We start from the raw sequence: 15,379 nt of genomic DNA, 5'->3' as shown, positions 1-15,379 counted from the left end.
TCCTGGCGATATTTGCTGATAAGTATCCCGCAAAGGTCACTCCTGTAACAGTGACCTCCGGGCAAACAACTACTGTGAACGTTACTCTGGTGCCGGGTGACACCGACGGCAACGGCCTGATTAACATCGTTGACCTGAGAACAATAATCTCCTTCTGGGACGAGTCGGCTACCGCCAACGCGGCCCGCGCGTTTCTGCGCTCTCTGGGGGAATAACTATTTAGAATAACTAACCGCTTGAGAAGAGTTATAGTAAAAAGAAGGAGCCGTTTATTAAGGCTCCTTCTTTCTATATATTTTAAATAAAATAATATTCCGTTAATTATCATTTGAGAAAGAGGACAAACCGGTGCCTATTCCAGAGGCGGTGAATCCTGACCTTCCAGGTTCGGCAAAACTGTGGTCATGCCGAGCAGAAGCCAGAAATAGGAAGTCATCGCGGGTACTTCAAAAATGTTTTCCACCCCGTTGTGCAAAAGTACGCCGATCAGTCCGGCGATCAACCCGCCGGCGAGACCTTTCAAGTACGGGTCGGTCAGCCTCCTGTAAGAGTTCAGGGTGCAGCGCACACCGCTGACCAGCAGCAGGACCAGCGCGGCCAGGCCGATCAGGCCGGATTCAGCCGCCGTCTTGAGATAGAAATTGTCCACGTAATTACTGGTTGGGATATAGCGCGCGGCGACGGCTCCTCCGTAGCGGCCAAAGCCTTCACCGAACAGGGGGTTGGCCTGCACCTTGTCTATGGCCGTATTCCAGCGCGCCACCCGGCCCGCCCTGGCGCTGCTCAGCAGGTAGGCCGGGGAAAACATGTAGCCGATGCGGGAGGATATGCCCGGTATCAGTTTGGGCGCGCCGTAAACAACCGCACCCAGGCCCAGCAGGATGCGCCAGTTGTAAATCAGGCCGTAAATCACGAAAGCGCCGGCCAACGCCAGCCAGGCCCCTCTGGAGTAAGTGAAAATAAGGCTGAAAGCCATGGGTATCAGGCAGAGAGAGTAGAAATATCTGAGCAGCCTGCTTGGGGCTGACAGGATCTGACTCACGGTAATTGGAATAACCAGCACCAGGTAACTGCCCAGGACATTGGGACTGGTCAGGATGGAAAAAACCCTGGTCCGCACGCCGCCTTCCGTGGCGTCCAGCCAGGTGGAAGGTATCTGCACCCCGATAATATATTGATATACACCGTGCAGGGCCACCAGTGCGCTCAGTATAACCAGCCAGTTCACCAGCGCCCGTGCCTGCCTTTTATTAAGCAGGAGGTTGGTGGCTGCAAAGAACCATAAAATGTATTCCACATATACCCTGAGCCCTTCGATGGCAATGTAGTTCTGGGGCGAACGGACCAGGAACAGAAAACAGGCCATCGCCAAGTAAAGCAGGATCGGCAGGTCCATGGGGGTAAGCCGGTAAATTAGCCTGCCCCGTAGAGCCATCTGCGCCGGCCAGGCCAAAGCGACAAGGATTAAAAGAAGTTCGTCCCAGTTGCCGGACAGAAAAGCCAGGGCAGGTGTATTGCGCACCGTGTAGTCCACCAGAATGTAAGAAAAAATTACCCAGAGCAGTGTTTCCGCCCGGATCCCGGCCAGGCTTTTAAGAAAAACACTGTTGCTGAAAGCCGGTTTTGGTTTGATGTTTAATAGGAAGCTTCCCGGCAGAGCCCGCCTGACAGCCTGTCCCGCCAGTTCCAGGGGCCGTGCGGCAAGACTGGCGACACTGGACAGGAGCCTGGCAAAAAGTGAGTTGCGAACCGCTGTCAGGCGCCCGTAGCGTGCGGTGCCCCCAATCCAGCGGTAACAAGCGCTGTTGCGGCAGGAGCGGACAAGTCCTATGGCAAGTCGACCGGTCAGGCTTTCCTGCCAGGCCTGTGAGATCATCCAGTGATTCCTCCTTTAAAGTCATGTTTATATTATAAAGGAAAGCAGCACTAAAATCCATGATCCGATTAAATGACGGGTTTGCAGCCTCCCTCCGCCGGGTTGTGAGGATCTCTTGTAGAATAGATATTTAATTGGTAAAATGAGAAAAGCACAGCCAAGGGGGCTTGTACTTGAAACACCTGAAGGTAATTCAGATCATAGGCGGCGGGGAATTCGGCGGGGCGGAAAAACATATTTTAAACCTGGACGGTGCGGCAGACACTCTTTTGGTTGATTACACCGTGTGCTGCCTCTTCAGCGCCCCCTTTGCGGAAATAGCCGCCGGGGCGGGCTTAAGCACCCTGTCTATTCCCATGAGGCATAAAGCTGACTTTGGGGTGGTGGGGAAACTGGCCCGGGCGATCCAGGAAGGCAACTTTGACCTGGTCCACACGCACGGCGTCAGGGCCAACCTGCTGGGCCGGCTGGCTGCCCGCCAGGCCGGCAAAAAGAAAGTGATTACCACGGTGCACAGCCTTTTGGAGAAGGACTACCCCGGGGTGCTGAGCCGTCTTGCCAATAGTTGGGCGGAGCGGTCGACCAGGGGGTTGACGGACCATTTTATAGCTGTTTCACAGGGGCTCAAGGACCGGCTCATTGCCGGCGGGGTACCCGCAAACATAGTAACCGTAATTTACAACGGAGTGTCCCTGGAAGAAATAAAGCCATTGACAGAACCCGGGGACGCCCGCAAAAAACTGGGGTTTTCGCCGGATACGCCCCTGGTCGGCATAGTCGCGCGCTTACATGAGGTTAAAGGGCACAGTTATTTTCTGGAGGCGGCCTGCAATATCCTCCAACAGCGGCCGGAGATCAGGTTTCTGATAGTGGGCGCCGGTCCATCCCGCCCTGCGTTGGAAAAACTGGCCGGTGATTTGGGTATCACGGAACAGGTGGTCTTTACCGGTTTTATGGATGACGTGTACTCCCTGATGGCCGACCTGGACCTGCTGGTCATATCCTCCTTATGGGAAGGGTTCGGCCTGACCGCCATTGAGGCCATGGCGCTTGGTGTGCCGGTAGTAGCCACGGAAGTGGGCGGTTTGCCCGAAGTGGTGCTGCACGGTGAAACCGGCTTGCTGGTACCGCCGGCCAACCCGGCGGCGCTGGCCAGGAATATTCTATGGATGCTGGATCACCCGGGAGAGGCCTCCAGTATGGCTGAAAAAGGCGGGAAGATCGTGCGGGAGAAATTTACTTCCACGGTTATGGCCCGCCGCACCGAAGAGTTGTACAGAAGGGTGGCGGGACAATAACGGTGCTTAAAGGAGAAAGCATTGTCTGTCTGGCCGCGGCCAACTGGGAGGGAATGTGGGCGCGCGCCCAGCAATTCATGTCCATCTTTGCCAGGCAGGGCAACAGGATTATCTATGTCAACCCGCCCATTACCTACCTCTCTCCTTTCAAGAACCCGGCGCTGCGGGGACAAACCAGGGACTGCCTGCGCCCGGCGTCTGAAAACATTGAAATATACACACCGCCGGTCATATTGCCCTTTGGCGGCATGTACAGGGCGGTCAACCGCATCAACCAGCGCATCATTGCCGCGGGCTTAAAAAGGGCCTGCCGGCAGCTGAAATTTAAACCCACTATTATCTGGACCTACCTGCCCAATACAGTCGATTTAATCCTTCCAGAAGATGCAACACTGGTTTATGACTGCGCCGATGAGCATACCGCCTTTCCCGGGCTGATCAACAAAAAAACAGTAGCCAGGATGGAAGCGGAGCTGTTTGACCGTGCCGCCGCATCCCTGGCCAGCGCCCGTGAACTGTACAGGAGCAAGAAGGACTTAGCCCCGCGCCTGGCGGTGATCCCCAACGGCGCGGATGTGGAGCATTTCAGCAGAGCCCGGCAGCCTGGCCCGGCAGTGCCTGAGGAACTTAAAGACCTGCCGCGGCCGCTGATCGGTTACATCGGGGCGGTGAGCGACTGGTTTGATCAGGAGATGCTGCGGGCGGCCGCCCTGGCTCACCCGTCCTGGTCGCTGGTCCTGATCGGTCCCGTGGATACAGACACTGCCGGCCTGAAGGCCCTGCCCAATGTCCGCCTGCTTGGCCACAGGGCTTACAGCGGCCTGCCCGCCTACCTTAGTTGTTTTGATGTGGCCGTGATCCCGTTCAAGATCAACGAGCTCACACTGGGTGTGAACCCGGTAAAACTATACGAGTACCTGGCCGCAGGCAAGCCGGTTGTTTCAACGGATTTACCCGAAGTGCGCCCATTCCGGCCGCTGGTAGCTATTGCCGGAGACCCGGTTGAATTCGTAAGGAAGATAGAGGAGGAACTGGCCGCCGACTCGGCGGAAAAGGCCGCGGCGCGGATGCGTGCTGCTGAGCTGAATTCCTGGGAGGCCAGAGCCGCAGCCGCTGTGGACATGATCAGCCGGTTTAGGGACGGGGGCGGGTCAGCCGGCAAAGCAAAATTTTAAGGTGACTATATTGACTGACCAAAAGAAAGCTGCGCCAAAGGAAATCATAGCGGAACTATATGTGTTGAGAGGTTTGGCTCTTTGGGGCGTTATATTTCAACACGCCCTGGGAGTTTATATCCGGAGGGAGAATATACCCTTCCCTGACGCCGCCATGCTCGGGATGCTCTTCAACTTCACTAAATTTGCGGTCCCTGCCTTTGTTTTTGCGACTGGCGCGGCATTATTCTATAATTACTATGACCGGCTTGACTACCCCAAATTTATCAGGAAAAGGTTTGTTGATATCTTAATCCCGTATTTCTTATGGACGCTTATTTACAATGTTTACTATTACGGGATTCCATCAGTTGACCTGCTCTGGCTTAAAGAAATCGGCAAAAACATTGTACTTGGAACAGAGTTCTATCACCTCTGGTTTGTCGTGCTGATTTTTCAGTTTTATCTGGTCTACCCGCTGCTGCCGGCCCTTTTTAAACGGCTGGGCGGCCATATCTCCAAAGCCCCGGGAATTGCCCTGGCTGTAGGGGTTGGTGGAGTGCTCTATACTACACTGATGTGGTTCTCGGCATATTATATGCCTGCCGTGAATTTTCATTTTGAAAACAAAGCTTTGCAGCTGTTTTTTGTGGAATACCGCGACCGCAATTTCATCTTCTACTTGGCTTATTTTCTTTTAGGCGGGCTGGCCGGGCTGGCTGTTGCCAGGTGGCGTGAATTCGTTGTGCGCTCAACAAGCTGGAACAGTTTTTTGTTCATCGGCTTGTTTATCTGGATCGGGTTTGAGCTTATGAAAGGCTCCGGCGGCGTAATAAACTTAAACTATTCAACATCCTTGAAACCGTCGATGTTTTTTTACACAGTGTCAGAACTCCTTCTCTTTTACGGCCTCTCTCTGCTGATCGTAAAAAACGGCCCGCTGATCTTCAGGCTGCTGGATTTAACCGGCAAGCTTTCCTATGGGATCTACCTGGCGCACCCGCTTATGCTGGTTTACTGTGTTAAAGTCTTAAACAGGATCATGCCGCCGGGATATTTCCTGGCGCAGAGCGCCCTGGCCCTGATCTTATGCGCGCTGGCCTCCCTGGGGTTGGCTGTCTTAATCAGCAGGATGCCATATGGGAAACTGCTGATAGGTCCCTATAATAGAAAAAGGCCCGCCAGATTGGGATGTGGGTCGTGAGACGTGAGACGTGGGCTTTAGCATTTCTCTCGGGTTACCCTTGAACTATCCCATTACACTCAAATCTTACGTACCCTGAAAATAACGTCTCTGGGTTGCCTCAAAATGTAGGTGCGGCTTTAGCCGCACATGTTACTTTTCAATATCAACAGTCATAACCAGGCCTTTCAGCTCGTAATCAAGTGATTTAACGAAAAATTCCTTGTTGCTCTTGATATCCTGCCCGCCCAGTCTGATAGTGCCCCCGGAGATTACTGTTTTGCCCTCCAAAGTCACAAACAGGTCTTTCAAATACGGGTCATAGGAAGCAACCCGCTGGCCGGCACTGTCCACAGAGATCATGTAAGCCGGTTTGATCTCTACTTTTTTAATGACAAAATTCGTAAAGCTGTCACCGGAAACCATCTTGTCCCCCACCTTGACATTGGTCAACATTTCAGGGCGTATACCCGGGGCGATGACGGTTACTGTTACAGTTTTAGCCGCGCCCTGGCCGCCGCTCTGCATCTTTAATTTGTAATAGGCGCCTCCCGCCACCAGCAGTACCGCCAGTATCACCAGCAGGTCGATAATATTAATCAGGCCGAAAAGCTTTCCTTTGTCGTCAATTAGTTTCATATATAATCTCCTCGTATTTAATTCTTAATACAATATAAAACAAATTTCCCCTCAAATCAACTTGAAGATGATGTATACGAAGGGGCCAACTTAATTTCTCTATTACTGCCATACTTTTGCCACATTTTCATTTAGGAAGCCAGCAGTTGTTACCGGAAAGCGGCTTGCAGATATTACCAGGTATATTATGGGCCTTCCCCGTTTGGAAGGTATCAAAAGGAATGATTTAGATATATAATAGAACTTGTGAGGAGGCGAGTTTAATGCTGGATATAAAGCAAATACAGGAAATACTGCCGCACCGCTACCCTTTGCTGCTGGTAGACAGGATTATTTCCCTGGAGGAGGGGAAAAAAGCTGTAGGCATAAAAAATGTTACTGTCAATGAACCTTTCTTTCAGGGGCATTTCCCTGGTTTCCCGGTTATGCCGGGAGTGCTGATTATTGAGGCGATGGCGCAGGTCGGGGCGGTGATTGTCTTGAAAATGCCGCAGTTTGCAGGCAAGATAGCTCTTTTCGCAGGTATTGACAAGGTGCGTTTCCGGCGCCAGGTATTTCCCGGCGATCAGCTCAGGATCGAGGTTGAGGTCCTGAAACTGCGCAGCGCCGTCGGCAAAAGCTATGCCGCAGCCTATGTGGGAGAAGAACTGGCGGCTGAGGCGGAGTTGATGTTTGCCATTCAACAATAAGCCTGCATTTCTCATGCTGGCTTATTTTGCCGAAAACGGGCGGTATGTGGAGTATTTTGAAGGGATTTGGCCGCCATCTCCCGGTAATCAGCTTTTTGGCTCCCACAAGTAATTTTCCTTATTGGCGCATCTTGTCCATTTGCGATAAAATAAGCTGTAGTCCGTGCTGTAATACCTCTACTGGAGGGATGTTCGTGCAGATACCGGTTACGGCTATCCTGCTGGCTTTCGGATTGTCACTGCTGGTTACCCCCCTGGTCAAAAAGTGGGCTTTTAAATGTGGCGCTCTGGACCGCCCTGACCAGAGAAAAGTACATAAGCGGGTTATGCCAAGACTGGGTGGTTTGGCTATTTATTTAAGTTTCATTATAGCGGTGACGCTTACCTGCGAGATTACCCTGCAAATCGCGGGGCTTCTGGTAGGTGGCACGATCATTATCCTGCTAGGGTTTCTTGACGATACCAGGGGCATACCTCCCAGGGTGAAATTGGCCGGACAGGTGGTCGCGGCCCTGGCCGTCATTCCGTTTGGCTTGCAAGTTCAATTTCTAACTAACCCGTTTTCTGATGAACCGATTACATTGGGATTATTATTGAGCATAACCGTTACAGTTTTATGGATAGTTTCCGTTACCAACGCCGTCAATCTTATTGATGGTTTAGACGGCCTGGCCGGCGGTACCTCCTTTATCTCGGCGCTAACTCTGGCCGGGGTGGTCTGGATCGAGGCTTCCAGGGCGCCGGTCAGTTCCCAGGGCCAGTGGGACTCTATCATTCTGGCCATGATCCTTGCCTCGTCAATCATAGGCTTTCTCCGCTATAATTTTTACCCGGCTAAGATTTTCCTCGGTGATTCAGGCTCCATGTATCTAGGTTTCAGTATGGCGACCCTGTCGGTGATGGGGTTGGCCAAAAGCGCTACCTTCATTTCAGTGATCATCCCGGTGGTTATTCTGGGTATTCCCCTGCTTGATACCACCTTTGCCATAGTCAGGCGTTATTTTGGACACAGGCCGATTTTTCAGGCAGACAGAGAGCACCTGCACCACCGTTTGCTCAAACTGGGTTTAAGCCACCGTCAGGCGGTAATCTCGATTTACGGAGTTAACGTTGTGCTGGGCTTAAGCGCCATCACCCTGACCCTGATTTCACACAAGCAAGCCGCTATTTTCCTGGTGATTCTTTCAACGGCCATCCTGATTATGGCTAATAAAATAGGGGTTACCAGAACCGACAGTAAGGCTGCTTATATACCACAACCAAATAAACAGCAGCGGTCCTAGCGCTTAGGGCCGTTTTTTAACATAGAGGGAATTGTTGTTATTTGTTGAATTAAATCGAAAAAGGCGGTAGTTATCTTGAAAAAAATAAAGAAAGCTGTCATTCCGGCGGCCGGACTTGGTGTGCGCTTTTTGCCGGCGACGAAAGCCCAGCCTAAAGAGATGCTCCCCATTATAGACAAACCTGCCATTCAATATATCGTCGAGGAAGTAATAGAATCCGGCATAGATGAAATACTGATTATTACGGGCAGAAACAAACAGGCCATGGAGGACCATTTTGACAAGTCCCTTGAGCTGGAGGTGCGCCTAAAAGAAACTGGAAAAACCAGCCTGCTGGAAATGATTCAGGAAATCAGCCGGCTGGCTTACGTTTGTTTTGTGCGGCAAAAAGAGCCGCTTGGCCTCGGCCATGCCGTATTCTGCGCCAGGCGGTTCATTGGTGACGACCCGTTCGCCGTGCTGCTGGGAGACGACATTATCAGGGGCGGGACACCTTGCCTTAAGCAGATGATGGAGCTTTATGAGGAAGTGCAGTCGTCTGTTATCGCGGTCATGGAAGTGCCTGAAAAAGATGTCGGCAAATACGGTATACTTGACGCGGCAGAGGAGCGTAAAGACGTCTACCGGATCCGCGATTTGGTGGAAAAACCTCCTCTTGAACAGGCGCCGTCCCGCCTGGCCATTATGGGACGTTATATTATTGATCCCCGTATTTTCCCGATTCTGGCTGAAGCCAGGCCAGGGGCCGGGGGGGAAATTCAGCTTACCGACGCTCTCAGGGTCTTGTGCCGGGAGCAGCCTATATACGGGCTGGCTTTTCAGGGCAAGCGTTATGATGTCGGCGACAAGCTGGGCTACCTGCAAGCTACGGTAGAGTTTGCGCTGGCCAGGCCGGACTTGTCCAATGATTTTCGGGCATATCTGAAATCCATCTGCAAGGAGCTTTGAGCCAAGTGAATATTCTGGTCACCGGGGGAGCCGGTTTTATCGGCTCCCATATTGTTGACGCGCTGGTTGAGTCGGGCTGCCGGGTAGCGGTAGTGGACGATCTCTCCACAGGTAAATTCGAGCATGTTAACCCTGGGGTAAACTTCTACAAGGTTACGGTGCAAGAGCCGGATTTTAAGGAAGTAGTGGCCAGGGAAAAGCCGGGCGCCGTTATCCATTTGGCCGCCCAGGCGGATGTGCAGCACTCCCTGCAAGAGCCCCAGGCCGATGCGGTTATCAATATCCTCGGGATGATCAACCTGCTGGAGGCCTGCCGCCGCCATAATGTGGGCAAGGTGGTCTACGCCTCTTCCGCGGCGGTATATGGGAGCCCAATATACCTGCCGGTTGACGAAAATCACCCGCTGGCGCCACAGTCTCCTTACGGGGTTTCCAAACTCACGCCGGAGCATTACCTCAGAATTTACCGGGATCTTTACGGTATAGGCTATACCATCCTGCGCTACGCCAATGTCTATGGCCCGCGCCAGGACGCTACCGGGGAAGGCGGCGTGGTGGCTATCTTTACAGACAAGCTTTTAAAAGGTGAAAAACCGTTCATATTCGGAGATGGCGGGCAAACCCGCGATTTCATATACGTCAAGGATGTAGCCGCGGCGAATTTAGCCGCCCTGCGCAGGGCTGAGGGGATAACCCTTAATGTGAGCACAGGATGCGGGCTTTCGGTCAACCGTCTGTTTACGATGATTAAAAAAGCAACCGGCAGCGGGCTGGAGCCGGTGTACCGGCCGCCACGCCCGGGGGATATTAGCCACAGCTACCTGTCCAATGAAAAAGCACGCGGGTTGCTGGGTTGGGCCCCGCGCCGCAGCCTGGAGGAAGGGCTGAGTGAAACGGTGGAGTTTTATAAAGGAAATTCCTGATTTGTTGGGATGAGACAAGGGGACGGTTCTCCTGTCTCACATCTTTGTGTGAGACAGGAGAACCGTCCCCTTGTCTCACTTTGTCTAATTGTCTCAAGCTGGCGGGTGTAATCTTCGAACATCTTTTTCCGGCCGCCCATTTTTTTTAAAATCCAAATATTAGACTTCTTCAATATACTCAACTCCCGTCCAGGAGGTAGCCTCTCTGTATAAATGTGGCCCCTGCCGGCAAACTAATGCCTGTAGATTATACTGGAGGGAGCGCCAAATTATGAATCCTTACCTGGAAATTTTAATCAGAGCGGTGGGCGCGTTTGTGGGGGTAATTTTTCTTACCAGGATGGTAGGTAAGTCTCAAGTGGGCGGGCTGACCATTACCGACTGGGTCAACGGCATCGTTGTCGGCTCCATAGCCGCCGGCCTGGTCACCGGGATCGGCAGGCCCGCCTCTTATTACGCTTTTGGCCTTTTATTGTTTTTAATTTTTACCGTTACTGCCCAGTGGGCGGGCCTGAAATACCGCCCGCTCCATAAGATATTGAGCGACGAGCCTACAGTGGTGGTGCATAACGGTAAGATCCTGGAGAAAAATATGCGCCGGATGCGTTATACTATGGACGACCTGACCTCACAGCTGCGCCAGAGGAGCGCCTTCAATATTGCCGACGTCGAGTTTGCCATTGCGGAGCCAAACGGTGCGCTCAGTGTGCTTTTAAAGAGCCAGGCTGCACCTCTCGCGCCACGGGACATCAACATCCCCACCCGGTACCGGGGTGTGCCCTCGGAACTGGTGGTGGACGGAGTCATTATTGAGCAGAACCTGAAACAAAATAAACTGGACGGGGACTGGCTGCTGGGAGAACTGCAAAAACAGGGTGTCCAGTCGCTGCAGGAAGTATTCTACGCCAGTTTGGACAGTGACGGAAAACTGTATATTGACAAGAAACGGGATGATCTCGATTATGTGCAGGATATTACCGACAAGCCGCCTGGAAAAATGCCGAGTTAATATCAATTCTGAATCACCGGGAGGTAACCACATGCAAAAAATTTCTTTTGGCACAGACGGCTGGCGCGGCATTCTGGCCGAGGATTTTACTTTTGACAATGTAAGGCTGGTGGCGCGGGCAGTGGCTGATTATATGCTGGACCATGACCTGGCCGCCAGAGGTGTGGTGGTGGGCTACGACAACCGGTTTTTCTCCGGGCGCTTTGCCTCGGCCATAGCCGGTGTTTTTGCCGGACTGGGCATCCCAGTCCTGCTCACAGGGCGCTCTACACCCACGCCTGTGGTGGCATTTGCGGTAAAGCGCCATAATGCCGGCGGGGCGGTGATGCTTACCGCCAGCCACAACCCACCGGAGTACAACGGCTTTAAGTTTATACCGGAGCATGCCGGCCCGGCGCTGCCCCATGTTACAGCTGAGATCGAAGAAAACATCAATAAACTGAGGCAAGAAGGAACGGTCGGGGAAATCAGGCCCCCGGCAGCTAAAGCGGCAGTTACCAGGATTATTCCCTATGCCGCTTACTCCCGGCACCTGGCCCGGCTGGTCGATATGGACGCGATCGAGAAGGCCGGTTTGCAGGTGGTGGTTGACCCGATGTACGGGGCAGGGATCGGCTACCTGGAAAACTTGTTGATGCAAGCCGGGGCCTCAGTGGAGGCGATCCACAATGTGCCCGACCCCCTGTTTGGCGGCGGCCTGCCGGAGCCGACAGGTAAAACTCTCAGCTTGCTGCGTGAAAAGGTTGTTAAAGAGGGGGCGCACCTGGGCCTGGCCCTGGATGGTGACGCCGACCGCTTCGGCATCATTGACGCCGGCGGGGAATTTATCACGCCCAACCAGTTTCTGCCCATTTTACTTTACCACCTGCTTACGGTTAAAGGACTGCGGGGCCCTGTGGCGCGGACAGTGGCCACTACCCACCTGCTGGACCGGATCGCCGGCAGCTTTGACCTGCCGGTGGAAGAAACACCGGTTGGGTTTAAATATATCTCACAGTGTCTGGCAGAAAGGGGCGCGTTGCTGGGTGGGGAGGAAAGCGGCGGACTGTCCGTGCAGGGCCATGTGCCGGAAAAGGACGGCATCCTGGCGGGCCTGCTGGCGGCTGAGATAGTGGCCGTGCACGGCCGGAGCCTGACCGGTCTGCTGGAGCGCCTGTTTTCAGAATACGGGCGGAGCTGCAGCGAGCGGCTGGACGTGCGTACCCCGGGAACTGAAAAGGAACGGGTCATGGAGGTTCTAAAAAACCTGAGGCCGGCGGACCTGGCCGGCCGGCGGGTGCTGGGCAGGGTGGATGTTGACGGGGTCAAACTGCTGCTGGAGGGCGGCGCCTGGGTTTTGATCCGTGCTTCCGGAACCGAGCCCCTGTTCAGGATTTACACTGAGGCCGGTACTCCGGAGGAAATAAAAGAACTCCAAACATCCGTAAAAACCGTCCTAAACCTTTAAGCGGCAAATAAGGGGGCAAACACGGGAACGGTTCTCGTGTTGCTAGTCATATGTGGGAAATGGGAAGTGAGCCGTGGGCCGTGAGAATTTAGGGTATTCCACCCCAGTTAGAGATTCTCCTCCTAATGCATTTTTTTGTAATATTTATGATGATAACTTGTAAGATGGTCCTTATATCAAACAACAATTAACGGGATCCTATTTAATTCTCACGTCCCACTTCCCACGGCCAACGTCCTAATAGGAATGCAGTATATACCAACGTCCGACGACTCACGACTAACGACCAAATTGGACGGTTCGATTTGCCTGGTGATATATGGATGATTAAGAGGCCAACTTGGATGTGCTGCTCTTATTGAAGAAAAACTATAGCTAGAAGGATTTATTCTCCCCTTGGTAGAAATAAAGTAATCGGTGTTGAAAAATGACGACTGGAAAATTTATTTTCAAGGCGACACTTGTGATCGCCTTTTTTAGCTTAATGTCCAAGGTGCTCGGCTTGGTGCGGGAATCTGTAATTGCAGGGCTGCTCGGTACTTCCTATCTGGCTGACGCCTATCAGATGTCCTCAAAAGCGCCGAATATGCTTTTCACCATTGTCAGCGGAGCGCTGGCGACGGTGATCGTGCCTGTTTATACAGAATATGCATCCAGGGGCGAGAAGAGCGAGGCCTGGAAGTTGTTTAAAACCATGACGGTTGTGGTTATTCTTTTTTTCCTGATCGCTTCCATCATCGGCGTGATCGGGGCGCCCCTCCTAGTAAAGCTTGTGGCGCCAGGCTTTTCAGGTGAAACAAGAGCATTGACGGTCGAACTGTCCAGGATTATTTTGCCCTGGATGATTTTTGCCGCCCTGGCCTCCCTGTTTACCCAGCTTTTGAATGCCAACAATATTTTTGGCCTGCCTACTTTCAGCAGCTCGGTCAATAATATTTTTATAATTATAGCCGCGCTTACCCTGGGCAAACTTTACGGTGTTTACGGCCTGACCCTGGGCGTCATGCTAGCCATGGCAGCAATGGCGCTGGTGCAGTTTCCCGCCTTGTATAAAGCAGGCTTTAGAGTTAGTCTGAAGATGGACCTGCGCCATCCAGGTTTAAGGAAGATCTATAATCTTGCTTTGCCCTCGGTGTTCAGCATCTCAGTTATCCAGGCCAACGTGCTGGTAACTTCTGTGCTGGCGTCCTGGCTGCCGGTGGGAAGTGTCTCTTCACTCGGTTATGCGGACAGGTTGATCCAATTCTCCGTTGGCCTGCTGGGTATGGCCCTGGCGACGGCGGTTTTCCCCACCATTTCCCGCTTGGCCGCTGAAGGTGGCATGGAGGCTTTTGCCGCTACCCTGCTCGGCTCGCTGAAAGTTGTAATCATTGGGATCATCCCTGCCAGCGTGGGCTTAATAACCTTAAGTCACCCAGTTGTTGATTTAATTTACGGATGGGGCGCCTTTGACCAGAAATCAGTGCATATGACTGCGGCGGCGCTTTTGTTCTATTCTGTTGGTGCGGTGGGGCAGGCAGCCGGTTTTCTGCTGGTGCGCGGTTTTTACTCTTTGCAGGATACACGCGCCCCGTTAAAAATAAGTATTGTTCAGGTTCTGATCAACTTGGGTCTGAGCCTGCTGCTAATCGACTCTTTCCGGCACGCCGGCCTGGCCCTGGCCACCTCTCTGGCCAACCTGGCCTACATGGCGCTGCTGATGTGGTACCTGGGGAAGAAGATACCCGGTTTGTACCGGGACGGTTTGTTGAGATTCACACTATCAGTCCTCGCAGCCGCCGGTTTGATGGCAGCGGCAAGTTACACGGTCAACGGAGCCCTGGCGGGGCTGCTCCCGGGAAAAACCGGTGTTGTTCTTCAGCTTGGCCTGGCGGTAATCACCGGTGTGGCAGTTTTTGTGGCCGCCATATTCGCCCTACGGGTGAAAGAGGCCCAATTTTTCTGGCAAAGCGCCCGCAAGGCCCTGTCCAAACGCATCTCCGCCAACGGGGACTAGCAAAACGGGAGCGGTCTTCGCGTTGCTATAGTCATGACGTGGGAAATGGGACGTGAGACGCGAGCAAAGTGAGACAAGAGAACCGTCCCCGTGTCTCACCCCCGTGTCTCACCCAAAAGATTCCGCGCAAACGGGGAAGGTGCTTGACTTGCCCCTTGTCTCACTTTGGTAACCTTTTTCCCTTCCCTCACATACGCTGGTGGGAGGAGGTGCCGGCAAATGCTGTTCAAGATTTCCGACCTGGGGCTGAGAGACATTGTTAACCTGGTTGATGGGGCTAAGCTAGGCCCGGTAAAGGACGTTCATTTCGACCCGGAAACCGGGCAAGTGCTTTCGTTAGTACTTTCCAGCGGTAGAAAGTATTTTGGGTTATTGAGCGCCGGTAGTGACGTAGTGGTGCCCTGGGAAAAAATAAAAAAGATAGGGATTGACACCGTTCTGGTCGAAATTGAGTCTGCTGCGAAAACACTTTGACCTGTCTTTGCCCGCCGCCAGAGCTGACGCATGAATCTAAAGATTTATAACTGACAAGGTTTATAAGAGTTGGGGAGAAAAAGTTTTTCGCAAAATAGCACTGGACACCACAAAATAAATATGAGACAATAGTGTGGGAAATTTTAAAAAGGAGCCACACTATGACGATACATGAAGATTGGCCTGAGGAAGTTCTCTTGAACGGACGCATTTTTACAAGGGAAGAACTGGAACACATTAAGGAAGTGATCCGGTTGTTTCCCCGATTGAGTCAAAAGGAATTGGCGCATACGCTATGTGAAACCCTGTCGTGGTATGGACCAAACGGGAAACCAAAGCTGGAATCTTGCCGCGAGTTACTGCGAAAGCTGGAGGCGAAGGAATGGATTCGCCTTCCGGAAAAAAGAAAGGCGACTTCTTCAGGGAAAGAAACAGTCATCATCGGAACTGCTACCGAACC

General features: G+C 52.7%; 15 protein-coding genes. 13 read left to right on the top strand and 2 right to left on the bottom strand.

Annotated features, from left to right (window positions below; translation table 11 throughout):
- Positions 1-215 (top strand): hypothetical protein (locus tag Pmgp_RS19875; protein ID WP_192903002.1); only part of this gene is annotated, 215 nt, incomplete at its 5' end.
- A 137-nt stretch (positions 216-352) separates the two neighbouring features.
- On the opposite strand, the gene Pmgp_RS17430 is transcribed toward Pmgp_RS19875, so the two are convergent.
- Entirely contained in the window at positions 353-1,876 is a 1,524-nt protein-coding gene (locus Pmgp_RS17430) for an O-antigen ligase family protein (protein WP_134215672.1), read from the bottom strand.
- A gap of 173 nt (positions 1,877-2,049) precedes the next feature.
- Between Pmgp_RS17430 and Pmgp_RS17425 the strand changes: the two genes are divergently transcribed.
- The 3 genes from Pmgp_RS17425 to Pmgp_RS17415 are packed head-to-tail and all read left to right on the top strand — an operon-like array spanning position 2,050 to position 5,532.
- Positions 2,050-3,174, top strand: a complete 1,125-nt coding sequence (locus tag Pmgp_RS17425) for a glycosyltransferase (RefSeq protein WP_134215670.1) — start codon at positions 2,050-2,052, stop codon at positions 3,172-3,174.
- 2 nt (positions 3,175-3,176) lie between these two features.
- Entirely contained in the window at positions 3,177-4,349 is a 1,173-nt protein-coding gene (locus tag Pmgp_RS17420) for a glycosyltransferase (RefSeq protein WP_134215668.1), read from the top strand.
- A 10-nt stretch (positions 4,350-4,359) separates the two neighbouring features.
- Positions 4,360-5,532, top strand: a complete 1,173-nt coding sequence (locus Pmgp_RS17415; protein WP_192903001.1) for an acyltransferase — start codon at positions 4,360-4,362, stop codon at positions 5,530-5,532.
- A gap of 132 nt (positions 5,533-5,664) precedes the next feature.
- Here Pmgp_RS17415 and Pmgp_RS17410 read toward each other — a convergent pair whose 3' ends face one another.
- Positions 5,665-6,150, bottom strand: a complete 486-nt coding sequence (locus Pmgp_RS17410; protein WP_134215664.1) for a DUF4330 domain-containing protein — start codon at positions 6,148-6,150, stop codon at positions 5,665-5,667.
- Between the two features lie 263 nt (positions 6,151-6,413).
- On the opposite strand from Pmgp_RS17410, the gene fabZ reads away from it, so the two are divergent.
- The 9 genes from fabZ to Pmgp_RS17365 form a co-directional block, all read left to right on the top strand.
- On the top strand, positions 6,414-6,839 hold the full coding sequence (gene fabZ, locus Pmgp_RS17405) for a 3-hydroxyacyl-ACP dehydratase FabZ (RefSeq protein ID WP_134215662.1): 426 nt from the start codon (positions 6,414-6,416) through the stop codon (positions 6,837-6,839).
- 188 nt (positions 6,840-7,027) lie between these two features.
- The gene (locus Pmgp_RS17400; RefSeq protein ID WP_134215659.1) at positions 7,028-8,122 is read left to right on the top strand and encodes an MraY family glycosyltransferase; all 1,095 of its coding nucleotides are present in this window, start codon (positions 7,028-7,030) and stop codon (positions 8,120-8,122) included.
- Positions 8,123-8,197: 75 nt separating this feature from the next.
- Positions 8,198-9,070, top strand: a complete 873-nt coding sequence (gene galU / locus Pmgp_RS17395; RefSeq protein ID WP_134215656.1) for a UTP--glucose-1-phosphate uridylyltransferase GalU — start codon at positions 8,198-8,200, stop codon at positions 9,068-9,070.
- A gap of 5 nt (positions 9,071-9,075) precedes the next feature.
- Entirely contained in the window at positions 9,076-9,993 is a 918-nt protein-coding gene (locus Pmgp_RS17390) for an NAD-dependent epimerase/dehydratase family protein (RefSeq protein WP_134215653.1), read from the top strand.
- 271 nt (positions 9,994-10,264) lie between these two features.
- On the top strand, positions 10,265-11,002 hold the full coding sequence (locus Pmgp_RS17385) for a YetF domain-containing protein (RefSeq protein ID WP_134215651.1): 738 nt from the start codon (positions 10,265-10,267) through the stop codon (positions 11,000-11,002).
- Positions 11,003-11,033: 31 nt separating this feature from the next.
- The gene (locus Pmgp_RS17380; protein ID WP_134215649.1) at positions 11,034-12,449 is read left to right on the top strand and encodes a phosphoglucomutase/phosphomannomutase family protein; all 1,416 of its coding nucleotides are present in this window, start codon (positions 11,034-11,036) and stop codon (positions 12,447-12,449) included.
- Between the two features lie 427 nt (positions 12,450-12,876).
- Positions 12,877-14,445, top strand: a complete 1,569-nt coding sequence (murJ, locus tag Pmgp_RS17375; protein WP_134215647.1) for a murein biosynthesis integral membrane protein MurJ — start codon at positions 12,877-12,879, stop codon at positions 14,443-14,445.
- A 219-nt stretch (positions 14,446-14,664) separates the two neighbouring features.
- Complete coding sequence (locus Pmgp_RS17370; RefSeq protein ID WP_134215645.1) at positions 14,665-14,919, top strand: YlmC/YmxH family sporulation protein; 255 nt, start codon at positions 14,665-14,667, stop codon at positions 14,917-14,919.
- Positions 14,920-15,080: 161 nt separating this feature from the next.
- A partial coding sequence (locus tag Pmgp_RS17365) for a hypothetical protein (protein WP_205078054.1) occupies positions 15,081-15,379 on the top strand: 299 nt, incomplete at its 3' end.

This window comes from Pelotomaculum propionicicum (assembly GCF_004369225.1).
GTDB classification, from domain to species: Bacteria; Bacillota; Desulfotomaculia; order Desulfotomaculales; family Pelotomaculaceae; genus Pelotomaculum_B; species Pelotomaculum_B propionicicum.
The sequence above is the reverse complement of the archived record's forward strand: the minus strand, read 5'-3'. Positions and strand labels throughout refer to the sequence as shown.

Excerpts from the sequence above, each read along its gene's own strand:
- Pmgp_RS17430 (WP_134215672.1), bottom strand. The coding sequence starts at position 1,876 with ATGATCTCACAGGCCTGGCAGGAAAGCCTGACCGGTCGACTTGCCATA.
- Pmgp_RS17410 (WP_134215664.1), bottom strand. The coding sequence starts at position 6,150 with ATGAAACTAATTGACGACAAAGGAAAGCTTTTCGGCCTGATTAATATT.
- fabZ (WP_134215662.1), top strand. The coding sequence starts at position 6,414 with ATGCTGGATATAAAGCAAATACAGGAAATACTGCCGCACCGCTACCCT.
- Pmgp_RS17400 (WP_134215659.1), top strand. The coding sequence starts at position 7,028 with ATGTTCGTGCAGATACCGGTTACGGCTATCCTGCTGGCTTTCGGATTG.
- Pmgp_RS17385 (WP_134215651.1), top strand. The coding sequence starts at position 10,265 with ATGAATCCTTACCTGGAAATTTTAATCAGAGCGGTGGGCGCGTTTGTG.
- Pmgp_RS17380 (WP_134215649.1), top strand. The coding sequence starts at position 11,034 with ATGCAAAAAATTTCTTTTGGCACAGACGGCTGGCGCGGCATTCTGGCC.
- murJ (WP_134215647.1), top strand. The coding sequence starts at position 12,877 with ATGACGACTGGAAAATTTATTTTCAAGGCGACACTTGTGATCGCCTTT.
- Pmgp_RS17370 (WP_134215645.1), top strand. The coding sequence starts at position 14,665 with ATGCTGTTCAAGATTTCCGACCTGGGGCTGAGAGACATTGTTAACCTG.